11 protein-coding genes are annotated in these 14,997 nt (G+C 41.0%); 10 read left to right on the top strand and 1 reads right to left on the bottom strand.

The annotated features are described in order from the left end of the window. The first annotated feature begins 39 nt into the window (after nt 1-39). From L0P88_RS22085 to L0P88_RS22060, 6 genes are all read left to right on the top strand, one after another. Nucleotides 40-1,083: a sensor histidine kinase gene (locus L0P88_RS22085; RefSeq protein WP_247132047.1), complete on the top strand. Its 1,044-nt coding sequence runs from the start codon at nt 40-42 to the stop codon at nt 1,081-1,083. After that, entirely contained in the window at nt 1,076-2,110 is a 1,035-nt protein-coding gene (locus L0P88_RS22080; RefSeq protein WP_247132044.1) for a histidine kinase, read from the top strand. Before L0P88_RS22085 ends, L0P88_RS22080 begins: the two co-directional genes overlap by 8 nt. Next, the gene (locus L0P88_RS22075) at nt 2,091-2,849 is read left to right on the top strand and encodes a LytR/AlgR family response regulator transcription factor (RefSeq protein WP_247132043.1); all 759 of its coding nucleotides are present in this window, start codon (nt 2,091-2,093) and stop codon (nt 2,847-2,849) included. Before L0P88_RS22080 ends, L0P88_RS22075 begins: the two co-directional genes overlap by 20 nt. A 49-nt stretch (nt 2,850-2,898) precedes the next feature. Then, nucleotides 2,899-4,539 carry an N-acyl-D-amino-acid deacylase family protein gene (locus tag L0P88_RS22070; RefSeq protein WP_247132042.1) on the top strand — a complete coding sequence of 547 codons (1,641 nt, stop codon included), beginning with the start codon at nt 2,899-2,901 and terminating at the stop codon, nt 4,537-4,539. A gap of 181 nt (nt 4,540-4,720) precedes the next feature. Next, nucleotides 4,721-5,287, top strand: coding sequence for a DUF4251 domain-containing protein (locus L0P88_RS22065; protein ID WP_247132041.1), 567 nt, complete (start codon nt 4,721-4,723; stop codon nt 5,285-5,287). Further along, nucleotides 5,280-6,086, top strand: a complete 807-nt coding sequence (locus L0P88_RS22060) for a hypothetical protein (protein ID WP_247132040.1) — start codon at nt 5,280-5,282, stop codon at nt 6,084-6,086. Before L0P88_RS22065 ends, L0P88_RS22060 begins: the two co-directional genes overlap by 8 nt. Before the next feature lie 11 nt (nt 6,087-6,097). Here the strand turns inward: L0P88_RS22060 and L0P88_RS22055 are convergent, their stop codons facing one another. Next, nucleotides 6,098-6,757, bottom strand: a complete 660-nt coding sequence (locus tag L0P88_RS22055; RefSeq protein ID WP_247132039.1) for a hypothetical protein — start codon at nt 6,755-6,757, stop codon at nt 6,098-6,100. A gap of 278 nt (nt 6,758-7,035) precedes the next feature. Here L0P88_RS22055 and L0P88_RS22050 point away from each other — a divergent pair, with 278 nt between their 5' ends. From L0P88_RS22050 to L0P88_RS22035, 4 genes are all read left to right on the top strand, one after another. Then, nucleotides 7,036-9,042: a sensor histidine kinase gene (locus L0P88_RS22050; RefSeq protein WP_247132038.1), complete on the top strand. Its 2,007-nt coding sequence runs from the start codon at nt 7,036-7,038 to the stop codon at nt 9,040-9,042. A gap of 604 nt (nt 9,043-9,646) precedes the next feature. After that, complete coding sequence (locus tag L0P88_RS22045) at nt 9,647-10,186, top strand: hypothetical protein (protein ID WP_247132037.1); 540 nt, start codon at nt 9,647-9,649, stop codon at nt 10,184-10,186. A gap of 707 nt (nt 10,187-10,893) precedes the next feature. Next, nucleotides 10,894-14,520, top strand: a complete 3,627-nt coding sequence (locus L0P88_RS22040; protein WP_247132036.1) for an AAA domain-containing protein — start codon at nt 10,894-10,896, stop codon at nt 14,518-14,520. Nucleotides 14,521-14,681: 161 nt separating this feature from the next. Next, complete coding sequence (locus tag L0P88_RS22035) at nt 14,682-14,903, top strand: hypothetical protein (RefSeq protein ID WP_409557699.1); 222 nt, start codon at nt 14,682-14,684, stop codon at nt 14,901-14,903. Nucleotides 14,904-14,997 lie beyond the last annotated feature (94 nt).

Genomic DNA, 14,997 nt, shown 5'->3' with positions numbered 1-14,997 from the left:
AACCAAGCGGACAAACCTTTTATTGTCTAATTTGGTGGCATGAAGCGGTACTTTATTGGATTGCTATATCAACCAACCATGAAAAAACACCTGAGCCTTTTCGGTATTGGCTTCGTATTGGGCGCATTGACCTTTGGTTTTGTCAATTTTGAACAATCACAGCGCCTGGGACAACTCATTTTAAGTGGGGTCTTAGGTGTTTTGGTTGCCTATTTGGTATTTTTCTCCAATGGCCCCCTAAATAGGTTACTGGCATGGAAAAAAAATACTGGGATTCGACTTTTGCTTGGAATTCTCTGGAATATGGTAAGCACCTATGGCATCGTATTCATCTGTGTTGGCCTGTACGGATATTTCACAATGGGGAGACCTTTTTTGAACTCCATGGACCTGGAAACCCGTTTGGAACTGGGGATTCTTCTGTTTTGCGCTGCAGTTATTTATAACATCGCCTATTTTGCGTTCTATTCCTATGACCAATATACCACGGCCCAATTTTTGGAGCTGCGTACCGAACGAAGGCAGGCCGAATTGCAATTGGCAGCCCTAAAATCCCAATTAAGCCCACATTTTCTTTTTAATTGCATCAATTCCCTTTCCGTATTGTTCCATGACCATACTGAAAAGGCCGAAACCTTTATCCGTTCCATGGCCAAGTCCTATCGATATACCCTGGACAATCATAGTACTTCGTTGATCAGCATAAGGGAAGAATTGGCTTTTGTGGAGTCCTATGCCTTCCTGCTTAAGACCAGGTTCGGGGATGGTTTTAGACTACAAGTGGGTTTGGACGCGAATCATCTGCAAAGCAAGATTCCTCCATTGACACTTCAAATATTGGTGGAAAATGCCGTAAAGCATAATACGGTAACGAAAGCCAATCCCATTAAGGTTACCATTACGGGCAATGAGGACTTTATAACCATTACCAATACCAAAATCAGGAAACGACAGAGCGCCCCCTCTACGGGAATTGGATTGAAAAATATTACCGGCCGCTATGGAATATTGTCCAATGCCAAGATAAAAATTGAGGACAATACCCATTTCATGGTCAATTTACCCTTGCTGAAGAATGAATAGGTTATTTGTGCATCATCCATGGTTTCGGTTACTCAGTCCACTTTTTAGTGGTACGCTGGTGTATCTGCTTATGCTATTGATCAATAATGCCGTGCTTTACATCCAGGAGGACTTTTTAAGCCAGGAATTGTATGTATGCATAGGATTGGCTTACTTGACCCAGGAATTTTCCCGTTTATCGCTTTTGGTGTTTGAACGGTTGCAACGCCCCAAATCCTTCCTTTTCAAAGTATTGTTGCAAATATGCATTTCCATTCTATTGACGATAGGCCTGGTATACCTATCCATGTACCTTTACTTTAAATACATATTACTGTATACCCCAAATTTTAGGGAGTTATTTGTGTTCAACAGCATTTTTTCCTTCATTACCTTACTCTACGTGGTACTGTATTTAGGGCACTATTTCCTATTTCGGAAAAACACCCAAAAAATTGAAAAGGAACTTCGCGCAAAACAGGCCATTGAACATGACTTTGCCAGTTATCGCAATGGCATCAATCCCAAACTGCTTTTTGAAAGTTTGGAAGCCATGTTGGTGGTGATGAAGGAAAATCCAGCCAAAGCGGAAGAGTTGACCGATCATTTCTCCACGGTCTATCGTTATATTTTATCCAAAAGAAAACGGGAAATGGTTCCCTTACGGGAAGAACTGACCATCGTAAAGGCACTGTCCCAACTTTTTGACCATCTTCCGTACCGAAAGGTAAAACTTGGAAAAGTAAGCGATACGGATTTTACCGTCCTGCCGACCAGCCTTTTAAAAGTAATGGAATCCATTATACGGACCACCATCGTTTCCGCCAGAAAAGCATTGGTTATTGATATCCTGGAAAATAAGGAGTCCCTGGAGGTACGATATGAACATGAGGAAAAATTGGAGGAATCCCTGTCCATGGACACCTTGCGGGATATTTCCCATAGTTATCAATTCTATACGGATATGCCCATTCAGATACGGGAGGAAGGACGATTCAAAATCATAAAACTACCAAAACTGATCTATAATGAAAGTAGCCATACTTGAAGACGAACCATTGGCAGCTGAAAAGTTAAAACGATATTTAACCAAATGTGATGCCTCCATTGAGATATTGACCGTTTTGGATTCTTTGGAAATGGCCATTCCATGGATACAACAGAACAATGCGAAGGTCGATCTCTACTTTATGGACGTGCAATTAACGGACGGATTGAGTTTTGAGCTGTTTGGGACCGTGCCGGTGCGAAAACCCGTAATCTTTACCACCGCTTTCGACGAGTTCGCCATAGACGCCTTTAAGGTGAACAGTATTGATTATCTGCTAAAGCCCATAACCTTCACCGACTTGTCAAAATCCCTAAAAAAATTAAAATCCCTACAACTGCAGTTCTCGAACGCTTCGGAAATAGCTCCCATGATGCAAAAATTGGCTGCCAAAGTCTATAAAGATCGTTTTTTGGTGCGCGTGGGCAATCATTTACGGTCTGTTTTGACCAAGGACATTCTGGCCTTTTACGCCGAAGGCAGGGATGTTTGCCTCATCAATTTGGAAGGGAAGGAATATCCCGTGGAATATACGATAGAGTCCCTAAAGGAACTCTTGGATCCGAAAAAGTTTTTTAGGGTCAATCGTAGTTTTATGGTGGCCCTGGAGGCTATTAATGATGTTGTCGTCTACTCCAATAGAAGGTTAAAACTCAGTCTTAAAAAAGATATCAACAAGGAAATTGTGGTGAGCAGGGAAAAAGTAGCGGATTTTAAGCTTTGGTTTGAAGGGGTTTGACTTCGCTTTTTAATTGAATAGTAGTATCTTAGGGATAAAACCTGAGCATATGAAATACCTCTCCCTTTGCTGCTTCCTTTTTTTGATTTTTGCGTGTACCCCTTCCCAGGAGTACGATTTGGTACTACAAAATGGCCTGCTTTATGACGGTGGGGGAGAAGCACCCTATCCAGGGGATATTGGAATCAATGCGGACACCATTGCCTTTATTGGGGAGCCCAACTCCCTTAAGGGAAAGGAAACTATTGCCCTAAACGGTTTGGCCACTTCCCCGGGCTTTATCAACATGCTCAGTTGGGCCAATGTGTCCCTATTGGAGGACGGACGATCGCAGAGTGACATCCGACAGGGGGTCACTTTGGAAATAATGGGTGAGGGACGTTCCATGGGGCCCCTAAACGAGGAAATGAAGGAAAACATGTTAAAGGGTCAGGGGGATATAACATTTGATATTCCATGGACCACCCTGGGGGAATACCTGCAGCATTTGGAGGATAAAGGGGTTTCCACAAACGTGGCCTCTTTTGTGGGCAATGGGACACTAAGGGCCCATGTCATCGGTTTTGAAAACAGACCGGCCACCCCTGGGGAACTGGAGGAAATGAAGAAATTGACCAAACAGGCCATGGAGGAAGGGGCGATGGGCATTTCCAGTTCATTGCTCTATGCCCCCAGTATGTATGCGAGCACCCAGGAATTGGTAGAACTTTCAAAAGTTGCCGCTACCTATGATGGCCTTTATATTTCCCATATCCGTAATGAGGGAGACCAACTTTTGGAAAGTCTGGACGAGCTGATCCAGATTTCCAAAGAGGCCGATATCCGTTCGGAGGTATACCATCTAAAGGCGTCCTCCAAACCCAATTGGGACAAGTTGGATAGGGCCATTGCAAAAATAGATTCCGCCCGAAGGGTTGGACTGCCCATTACAGCCGATATCTATACCTATAATGCAAGCTCTACCGGACTTCATGTACAGTTACCGGACTGGGCCAGGGAAGAGGGTATCGCTGCCATGTTGGAGCGCCTGGCCGATCCAAAAAACCGAGAAAGGGCAATTGCGGAAATGGAGTTTCGAAATGCTCCGGAAACTATTCTTTTGGTGGGGTTCCGATCGGAAGAAATGCGTAAGTACATCGGAAAATACCTTACCGAAGTGGCCGAAGAGTGGGAGATGGACCCAGCTGAAGCTTTGGTGGATCTATTGATAAAAGATCAAAGTCGTGTTCAGGTGGTCTATTTCTCCATGTCCGAGGAAAACATTTCAAAAAAAGTGGCACTTCCATGGGTCAGTTTTTGTTCGGACGCGGGGTCCTATACCAATGAGGGCGTCTTTATAAAGCAAAGTACACATCCACGTGCCTACGGATCATTCATCCGGGTACTGGGAAAATTTGCCCGTGATGAAGGGGTGATTTCCCTTGAAGAAGGCATCAGAAAACTAACGTCGTTACCTGCAGACAACCTCAAACTCCAAAAACGGGGACGATTAGGCATTGGCAATTATGCGGACATTGTGGTGTTTGATCCGGAAAAGGTCACTGATAAAGCTACATTCACCGATCCACATCAATATGCCGAAGGGGTAGTCCATGTTTTTGTAAATGGGGGACAGGTAATAAAGGACGGGGAACATACGGGAGCCTCCCCAGGCCGATTTGTAAAAGGACCTGGATATATCACCCAATGAAACTGATGGTCCACTGGTTCATAAATAGTATTTCCTAATCGCCATTTGTGGCAAACTATTTGAGGGATTAATTTAGAAAAAATAACGTACTGTGAAATGAGTCATGCCAATTCTTGATACCGACCGAAATATCAATGGAGAATTGCATCTGACCGCTGAAAGACCCATAAAATTTAAACAGATGAAAACAAAGAACAACGTATTACTGATTGCGGTGGTTTTGGCGCTGCTATCAATTGCCTGTGCCAGTAAAAAAGCTACAGCCTCGCCAGAACAGCTGGCGAAACTTCAAGAAATGGTGGATTCCAATGCGTTCCGTTTGGATGCACGATGGGCCAACCCTTTAGCAACCCAGACTGTCAATGCCATTGCAGTCTCTGGATTGTTGCCCCTTGGAAGTACCCCCAACAGGATCGATATTTTTGGTATGGCCAGTTATATCGAATTTAAAAATGATAGTGTTTTTGGCATACTTCCGTACTATGGCGAACGCCAATTTACCCGTAAGTATCCTCCAACCGATGCAGGAATCCAGTTCAAGGGGGTACCCAGGGACTTTGAAATAGCATTTGATGAAAAGAAGCGGCAATACAATTTCAATTTTGATATTGAAAGTGACACGGGAGAGGGGTTTACGGTCAATGGAATATTATTCGAAAATATGAACACCACTTTCTACGTCAATAGCACCGATCGATTGAGCATTGCCTATTCAGGATCAATCAAAGACCCTATCGACCGTGAGTAGCGCTGCTAAATTGTTTTGCATTTGCACACTGTTTTTCAGTGTATTGCATGGTCAGAACTCAAGTTTTACCGGAACATTTATTACCCCAAATGGTGCCGTAGGCCTGCAATTAAAAGCGGTGGGTTCCGAGTTGCACGGTTTATTGGTGTCCACTGAAGGAATGTATGCGTTAAAGGCGGAAAATACCGCCACTACCATTAATGGCACTGTATTTACGAATATTGGCAATTATAATTTTTCCGGACAAGCCATTCAAGGAGGGCTGAATTTGGTTTCGGAAGGGGTCAACTATACCTTCTATCAAACATCGACCCAGCACGAATTGGATGCGATGGATTTAACACCCTATTTTACGGATGGAACAGCGACGAGTACTGAAGAAACCACCGATAGCCCAACCTCAAAAGACATGAATTATACCGGCGAAGCAAAGGAGTTGTTCAATTACATCGCTGGGAGCCAGTTGGTGTTCTACCAACGCACTTCCATTTTTAATGATAGTACCGCTAGTTCCATAACCTATGTCAATTTTTGTGCCGATGGTCGATTTAGCCTGAATTATGATGGTGGGTTCAGCGTGGAAGGCAGGTATGGTGGAAATGCCCATGGTGTGACTCGGGGAAAGAATTATGGGACATGGCATTTGGAACGTCGACAGGGAGCCATGGTGGGCGTTTTGAACTTTGCGGATGGCACCCAAAGTGTATATACCATAAACAAGAACTATTTGGCCCAGGGAAGATGGCGTATCGGAAATACGCAATATGCCTTGGCGCGGAACAAGGCCGTTTGCCGGTAAATTCTGGATGTCTAATTGTAGGCCGTAAAGAGTACGACCAAACCATCGGCAAAACTATCCACGTTCACGGTAAAACCATCGGAATTAAAGGCGGTGAGTGCTACTGTAGTCTCTCCCAAATTATCCCCGTTTTGATTGCCATACCGGATACCCACACAGTGGGAACTTGAGGCAAAACGGGATATATCGTTTATGGAATTGCCACTACCACCAATGTAAATGTTCTGCTGGGTTATGGAACCACTGTCATCCCGGGCAAAACCATTACTGGTTCCAAAGGAATTGGGCAAACCACTTTCGTTGTTACGGGTGGCGTTATCCGAATTTAAATTTATACGCTCCACATTGGCATGGGCGATAAAGGTGATATTTCTGGGTTGAAAGGGTATCCCCGAAACCGTGACATTACCCGTGGCCGAAACGATAAAAAACCCGGAATAGACATTGGGATCACTCTGCCGGACCATTACATTCCAGGAGGTTCCATCGAAAAGATAAAGCCTGTTTTCATCCGAAGCGTAGGCCAATGCCCCTTGGGAGGCCGCCGTAATCGCCGTAATTTCTACCGCTGTTGCCGTGGGAAGGCCCATTACGGAGAATTCATCGAGCTGTGCCTGCACCATAGTGCCATATAGCAACAATAAGGGGAACAAATACGTATACCTATTCATAGCGTTGTATTACTACAACTTTGGTTTTTTGGGATTAGTATGTACGGCAATGAAAGATTTTTTTTTTCGCGGGAGGGCCATAGTAAAGAAGGGGCATCCTCACGGCTATTTATGGAAGATACGGCCGGGGAATACCTTATAAAAGAGGGGAGTGGGGTTTCCAGGATTTATGCGATAGCGTGCTGATTTGTCAATCGTTAAAAAGCAATCCGGGGGTGTTTTTCCAGTTCCAAAAAAGGGGATTTCGTATATTTGATTACCACAACCTTCCCCATAAAATGAAACGGACCTGTTGCCTTTTAGTATTGGTCACCCTATCCCTGTCTGCCCAGGAGGTAGATTTGACCCGTTCCGTCCAATCCCTAAAACGAAACATCCATAGCTCCACGGCGGGTGAACGCTTGATGTGGATGGATAGTCTTTCCAGATTGATCAAACACAGAACGGATTTCGCCTACGATTCCATTGCAAGGCAAACGATTGATTATGCCCTGGAACTGGACTCCACGCGCTTGGTCCTGATACATGCCGAAGCACTGATGGAATATACCTTCTGGGAATTGGAAAGTCCAGGCGGGGCTATTGAAATCTTCAATGGGCTAAAGGACAAAATTCCCAAGCATACGCATTTTTCGGAACTGACCTACTTTTACTATGAGGTAGGACGTAACTATCAGATGCTTGTCCGTCTTGATAAGGCGTTGGATAACTATGAACTGGGATATGCTTTCGCCGAGAGGGCCGGTAAGCGAAAAATGATGGGCATACTTAAATCTGCAATAGGCCAGGTGCTGTGTTTTATGGGGGAGTTTCAGCAATCGGCCACGGCACTGGAGGAGTCCTATCAAATCTTAAAGGCAGATTATCCGAGATCCGCATGGCGTCCAAAAGGAACCCTGGCGGTCCTCTACTCGCAAAACGGACTACAGGAGGAGGCCAAAAAAATACGCATGGAAATCGTTGAAGAGGCGAGGGAATATGGTAAGATGAGTGCGATAAGCGAGCAGTATTTCAACCAGGCCTTTGACGAGATGCTGCACGGAAGCCAAAAGGAACGGATCAAGTACCTGGATTCTGCCAGGGTGTACAGCTCTAAAACGGATCATGAATATCTCCAACTGCAGTTGTTGGTGGGCCAGTTGGCCGCTTATGCCGAAAATGGGATGATGGAAAAGGCAGAAGCCGTAAAGAAAGAACTGGATGCCCGGAAAGAGGACGGGGAATTTATGGAAGTTGACGAGTACAACCTGGCCATGGGCCACTATGAATTTGCAAAGGGCAATTACAAAAGGGCGGCCGCACTGGGGGAAACGGAATATGAAAATGTCAGGAACTCTGGGTTCTATGAGGGCATCTATATGGCCCATGGCTTTTTGTCCAAGGTATACGATAGTCTGGGGGATTTGGGGAGGTCGCATGAACATCTCAAGGCGCATCACCGGATAAAGGACTCCATAGAAAGCGTGAAAAAGGCAAACGGCTTTTCCTATTACCAGGGACTTTATGAAGCCGAAAGGAAGGATTCAGAGATTGCATCCCAGAAATCGCAGATCGCGCTCCTGAACGCAAAGAACAGGGTGGCGAACCAGTTGATGGTGTTCGGGGGCCTGGGGGTATTGGCCCTGCTCCTGATCTTCTATTTGGTACGCTTGCAGTATGCCACCAAAAGGGAGCAGCAGATACAGGTCCAGTTCTCAAGGAACCTGATCAAGGGTCAGGAGGGGGAACGAACTCGTGTGGCAAGGGAACTGCACGACGGGGTGGGCCAAAAGCTGATGCTGCTGGCCAAAAGGACAAAATTGAGCGGGGATGCGGAGATGGCATCCCTGGCCACGGATACCCTGGAGGAACTACGGAGTGTTTCCCGAGACCTGCACCCGGCGACCTTGGAGAAGTTGGGCTTTTCCGGGGCAGTCCGAGCGATAATCGACGAAGTGGATGCCAACACGGACATCTTCTTCACGCACAATATCGACGACGTGGACGACCTGCTGAGCGATGAAAGTTCCCTTCAGCTGTACCGGATCGTACAGGAGCTGTTGAACAATATCGTAAAGCATTCCGGCGCGAAGGCAGTATCGGTGGACATCGAAAGAAAGGCCGACGGGATTACTATGCTGGTCAGGGACAATGGGAAGGGATTCAGTGTTCGGGAAAAACTCCGTGACAGTTCCGGTCTTGGGATGCGGACCCTTTTGGAACGTGCCAAGATAGCGGGCGCCAAATTCCATGTGGAGAGTAAAGCCACCGTTGGAACGACAATATCATTGGAAATGGGGGGTTAAATGATGTTGGAAGGGGCCAAACGTTTACTTGTAGCCTTTGAGGCATAAATCTTCTATTTGACAAGTATCCAATGTCATTTGTTCATAGATTTTCAAACTATATGGAAAAATAGGTCTTAAGGTGAAATTTAATAAAAAAGTGTTCACGAAGAATGTTCATGGATCAACATTTAATCTAGAGGTATAAGAATTATGTATATGGGTATTCCCTAATTGGTTTTTCTGTAAATCATTATTTTACGTACTCTAGGAAACAAATACGCCGTATTTACGATGAAGGCCAAAAAGAAAAGTATTGTTTAGAATTGTTAAGAGCTATCCAGCCTCTTTTTATTGAAAAGGACATCACCACTTAAGCTGCATTTCCCAGAAGTAACCAGAGGTAGTTTTTGGCGAAAAGTCCAAAAGTACATTTCTGTTGTCCCACCAGTTCACTTTTTCGTCACCGATTCAACCTGTTCCAACACTTTTTATAGCATGGTACCGTGTTAAAAATTAAGATTTGCCAAAGGCAATTTTCTTGAATGGAATAGGTCTTAAGGTAAAAGACACGAACCGGCATATATTAGCAAGGGAGCACTGGTGCAATAATTGAACAGGACACATGAAAACACGGATTTCTTTTTTGGCCATCCTTTTTACCACCACTATATCCTTTGCCCAGACGTTCAGGAACGTGGAGCGTAACCAGTTCAAGGCACGGCTTTTCAGTCCTGGCTTTGAATATGAAAAAGGATTGGGTTCCAGCACGACCATCGTCGTAGGGGCGAGCATACAGTTTGCGGCCAGACCCGGGCAAAATCTGAGAAATTGGGGCTTTGTGCCAGCGGTCAGAACAGGATTTCGCTACTATACCAATTTTGACCGTAGGCTTATATTAAGGAAAAAATATATTGAGGGAAACTCAGCCAATTATGTTGGGGCAATCAATACCTTATATTATGCCACACCACTTATTGAAGGAGCGGATATTGGTGGACCCAAAGTTTTTTTTGGAAATGTCGGCGTTGTATATGGAATGCAACGGACACTGCCAGTTGGGTTCAACTACGACATGGGGATTGGACTGGGATATTATTACGATGCCAATTACGAGGGAAGCTTTGGCCCGATTGGGGGAATTGCAGTTGGATGGGCCTTTTAATCCAAGAATATATAAAGTGGTCTTGTACAAAATTATATTCGGCAATGTTCAGAAATTGTCTAGGAGAATCTAGAGATCATTCAATTTATCAATGGGCAGATGAACCTATGGATGTTTGGCACTGCTCCCGAATTAAGATCAATATTGGCTTGAATGCAACGTGGCGCGATTTTGTTTTAAGTTTTGGAGTAGAAAAACTAAGGTCCAACAATAACAAAGGTTTTTGACCATCGACCCTGGACAAAATGTGTAATTTGCATCTGAAGTTAACCTAAAAATGGAAGAAAGTAATCCATTAAAAGTACTTAAAGACAAAGTATTCAGGTTCCCGAACATAGACCATAAGAAATCGGTCAATGGTTTTGTTATGCCGAAATTGGTAGAACTGTATAGTGCGGATTAGCTTTAGATGTTTATGATATCCTAACAAAAAAGGAATACAACAAAGAGCCCTCAAATTTTGTTATCAATGAAATGTAAGGATTTGATTATGAAAAAATTAAAAAATCTGATTTAAAAAAGCTATTTTTTAATGAAAACAATTGTATTGTTAAATTTCCCGACATAATTCACTTCCTCTCTATCAGAATACGCGATGCAAAATTGTTCAAAGGCAAATACATACGCCAAAAAAATAACCAGGGGGGAGTTAGATACTTTGGCTATGGTTGAGATTTCTATGGATTTGAAAGTAATTTAATACATACATGAGTAGCATACATAAATGGCTTAAATATTACAGAGCTTCACTTATTGACTCAAATAGAGGACAAAAAAACATTGTTTTACCTATTAGAATAGTACGTAACACTACTATCTTAAGGCAGTTAAATACCAATGAACTTCAAAAAATTTGGGATGCAGATAATGTAGAAATTATAAGTTTTCCAGAAATAAACCAAAGCCTGACAAAAGATCACAACATTCCAATAAACAATAGTAACTCCCAACTTGCTGATGAAGTAAAATCCGTTGAAAATGAAGTCAGTGTTCAAGAAATAGACTATAAAATCAATAAACTAGAAGTAGCTCCCGTTTCAATTACAATAGAAGTTGAGCATGGAGCAGCCCTTGGAAGTACGGAAGTACATTTACCGTTTTGGATACCCTTTTACCTTAGTGAAGATGGGGTTTTATTTCCTCCAAAAGGAGATGAAACACCAATGTTTGTTAGAAACTATTTAGAACCTAACCCCAAAGACTTGCCTGTAATTGCAAGTATGAAAAGGCTAGATGAAAACTTGCTCAAACATAAGTTTAATACAGACTCATGGGAAGAATATTGGAAGGACTGTGAAAAGTTTTTTAATGCTGTCACAGATAAAACATTCGCTGATAGCAAAAAAGGAAATGAGTCTGAGTTTTCTCTTTGTAAATTAGAAGATAACAATACTACAAGGAATATCTTAAACCTTTACAACAGCCTTTTAGATAATAGGAAAGAGGAAATAGAACAAACATTGCTCAGCCCTATTTTAGAAGAAGAAATAGAGAAAGAAAATCATGAGTTAACTGACGTTGAAATTTACTTAAATAAGGCGCATTATGGGCAAATGGGCAATAAGTTTCCGTTATCAAAATCTCAAAGAGTTGCCTTTGCTCAGTTCTTTAGTGATAAAAATAAAAAAGCGTTTGCCATTAATGGACCACCGGGCACTGGAAAAACTACAATTCTACAAAGCATATTAGCAAACCTTGTCACTAAGGCGGTTTTGAATAATGGTGTTGCCCCTTTGATTATAGGATCTTCTACAAATAATCAGGCAATAACCAACATATTGGACAGTATGTCCATTGATAATAAAGAAGATTTGCTTTCTAAGAAATGGTTGCCAAATACAAATTCTTTTGGTTTGTATTTATGCGCTTCATCTAAAGGGAAAGAGGCATCATCTAAAAAATATCAATATGCAACAAACAGCTACCTAAACGATGGATTTTTAAGTGAATTTGAAAATAGTGTTAATATCGAGGTATTCTATAAAAGTTTCAGAGATAATTTTCAAGCTTATTTTTCAGAAAAGCATGATTCTGAATTGGATGGGTCAGACATTCAGGACACATTACGAAAGGAAATTCAAAGATTGAAAAAATGTATAGATCTTGGAAATCTAGTAACCAAGAGATATATAGAAATTGTTGATATACTTAGCAAAAATGGATTTAAAAAATATTCCGATTTAAAAAAGGAGATTGAAAGAACCATTGCCTTAATAAATGACAATGAACACTTTCAGCATAGTATAAAACAAATAAAATCTGAACTGGGCAGCAAGTACAAGTCTTTCCCTTTTTACATTAGATTTTTTCCTTTCGAAAAATTTAAAAAAATTAGGTCAAATAGCTTCAAGATAATTACTGAATCCTTATCAGCTTCATTGCCATCTGATTTAAAATACCATAGGTACCATACACTCTTATCAGAATTGGACAAGCTACTCCTCAATACAATAAATAAGAATAAAAAACTACAAGGGAACTTAGATAAATTAGAAAGCATAAAAGAGCGCATTCGTTCTCGAAGAGATAAGTACAAGAACTATTTTCAACAATGGGATTTGATATATACCAAAAGATGGGAAAAACTTCTCAATACTACAGGAGACGAATATTTAAATCTTCCAGAAATAGAAAACACCGCTGTAAAATTGGACATATCGTATAGACATGATTTGTTTTGGATGTGCATTCACTTAAGGGAATATCAATATATTGGGGAACTCGAACAAAAAGAAGACCACAATGCTGGAGAAAGAGGAGAAATACCATATGAAAATAAATTAAGAAGGCTAGCAAAAATAACCCCACTATTCATTGCTACTTTTCATTCCCTCCCAAAGTTTGCTACTTTCTTCAGGTATAATGAAGGTAATCTTTTCTACAAGCAATTATTTGATTTAATGATAGTTGATGAAGCTGGACAAGTATCTCCTGAAGTTTCTGTTCCGTCGCTTACACTGGCAAAAAAAATAATTTCTGTTGGCGATATCTATCAAATTGAACCCGTTTGGGGAGTAACCAAAGGAGTTGATTTTATAAATGCAAATAAATATGAAGTTATTAAAGATGAGAATCACTTCAACAAGATTGAAAATCTTGGTTTTACAGCTTCAAGTGGGAGTTTAATGAAGATGGTCAGAAAATGTACTCCATTTACATATACCCATCAATCAAAAGAGAAAGAAAAAGGAGCTTATTTAACCGAACACAGAAGGTGCTTAAACTCTATTATAAATTATTCAAATAAGTTCGTTTACAACAACTCTTTAGATTTAAAGGTAGGAAACGTATATAAGGAAAACTTTTTTCTTCCCCCACTGGGATATCTTGCCATAAATGGTTTTTCAGAAAAGCCCAAAAATGGAAGTCGAAGAAATTTGAAAGAAGCCCAAACTATAGTTACATGGCTTTTCAATAATGATAAACAACTATTAAGCAATTATGAGAATAAAAAAGCTATTGATGAAATCGTAGCCATTATAACTCCTTTTTCAGCACAAAAAAGATATATCAAACAATTATTATATAAGGCTTTTGGCGAAGAGATATCAAAAAAAATAATAGTTGGCACAGTGCATGCCTTACAGGGAGCTGAAAGACCTGTTATTTTGTTTTCAGCAGTTCATGATTTAAGTGACAACGCATTGTTTTTTGATTATGCCAACAAGCACAATATGCTCAATGTAGCATTAACTAGAGCAAAACACAGTTTTTTGATATTCGCCAATATGGAAATATTTGATGCGGCAAAATCATCACCTTCTGGAAATCTTGCCAAGCAACTATTTTCTGAAATCAATTACAAACTTGATGATAAGTTCATCTATGAATCCGATTCCATATATAAAAATGAAAAGGAGTATGCCGTTACAAGAATTAATACGCTGAAAGCACATAGAGCCACATTGCGCAAATGTTTTAAAATTGTGAAAAACCAATTAATTATATACTCTCCTTTTATCTCTATTAATGCTATTAACAATGATAATATAACTGAGTTAGTTAAACAGGCAATTACTCGTGGTATCAAAGTAATCATTTTAACTGATAAATACCTAGACCTATCGGAAGGCAAGCTGAAAGGGGTTTCCAAAAAAGGTAGGGACGCATTAGTAGCTGCTGGTGCAGAATTAGAGATTATTAGTGGTGTACACAATAAAACTATATGTGTTGATGACCGAATACTAATTGAGGGATCTTTTAATTGGTTATCAGCAACACGAGATATAACAAGTAACTTTTTTAGAGAAGAAACCAGCTTAATTATACAAGGTGGTAAGGTTAAAGAAGAAATCTCTCAAATAGTTAATAGTATTAAAAAAATAATTAGATGAATAGTTTACGAATTCTACTCTCTAATGATGACTCTATAAATGATATAATGAGAGCGATATACCGATTGATTTCAATATAAACCAAATGGGGAGCGGCACTTATTTTTATACTATGACCTATTCGACTACTGGTCCTGGAGTTTTGAGAATCGGGGCTAAGGGTGACTAAAAACCGCAGAACCAAATATTACCGAACTCCTTTGAATACCAATTTTGAGGAATGGAACGAAGATACAGGTTCTTTCAATGGAAAGAATGCGAATTACATTCAAAAAGAATCGTATGCTGTTGAAAATAAAAGACCGAGCATTAAAAACCATTATGACTTGGAGCTTGAAAAAGAAGACTTCTCTCTTGAAGATTTTGACGATCATTTACGGTAGATACCGATCCAGCTTCACAAGATGTATTTCGGTTTTGGAAGGAAATTATTCAAGAAATGCACAATGCTGGTAGAATGGGTAATGCAAAATTGTA

It is taken from the genome of Muricauda sp. SCSIO 64092 (genome assembly GCF_023016285.1).
GTDB lineage: Bacteria > Bacteroidota > Bacteroidia > Flavobacteriales > Flavobacteriaceae > Croceivirga.
The sequence above is the reverse complement of the archived record's forward strand: the minus strand, read 5'-3'. Positions and strand labels throughout refer to the sequence as shown.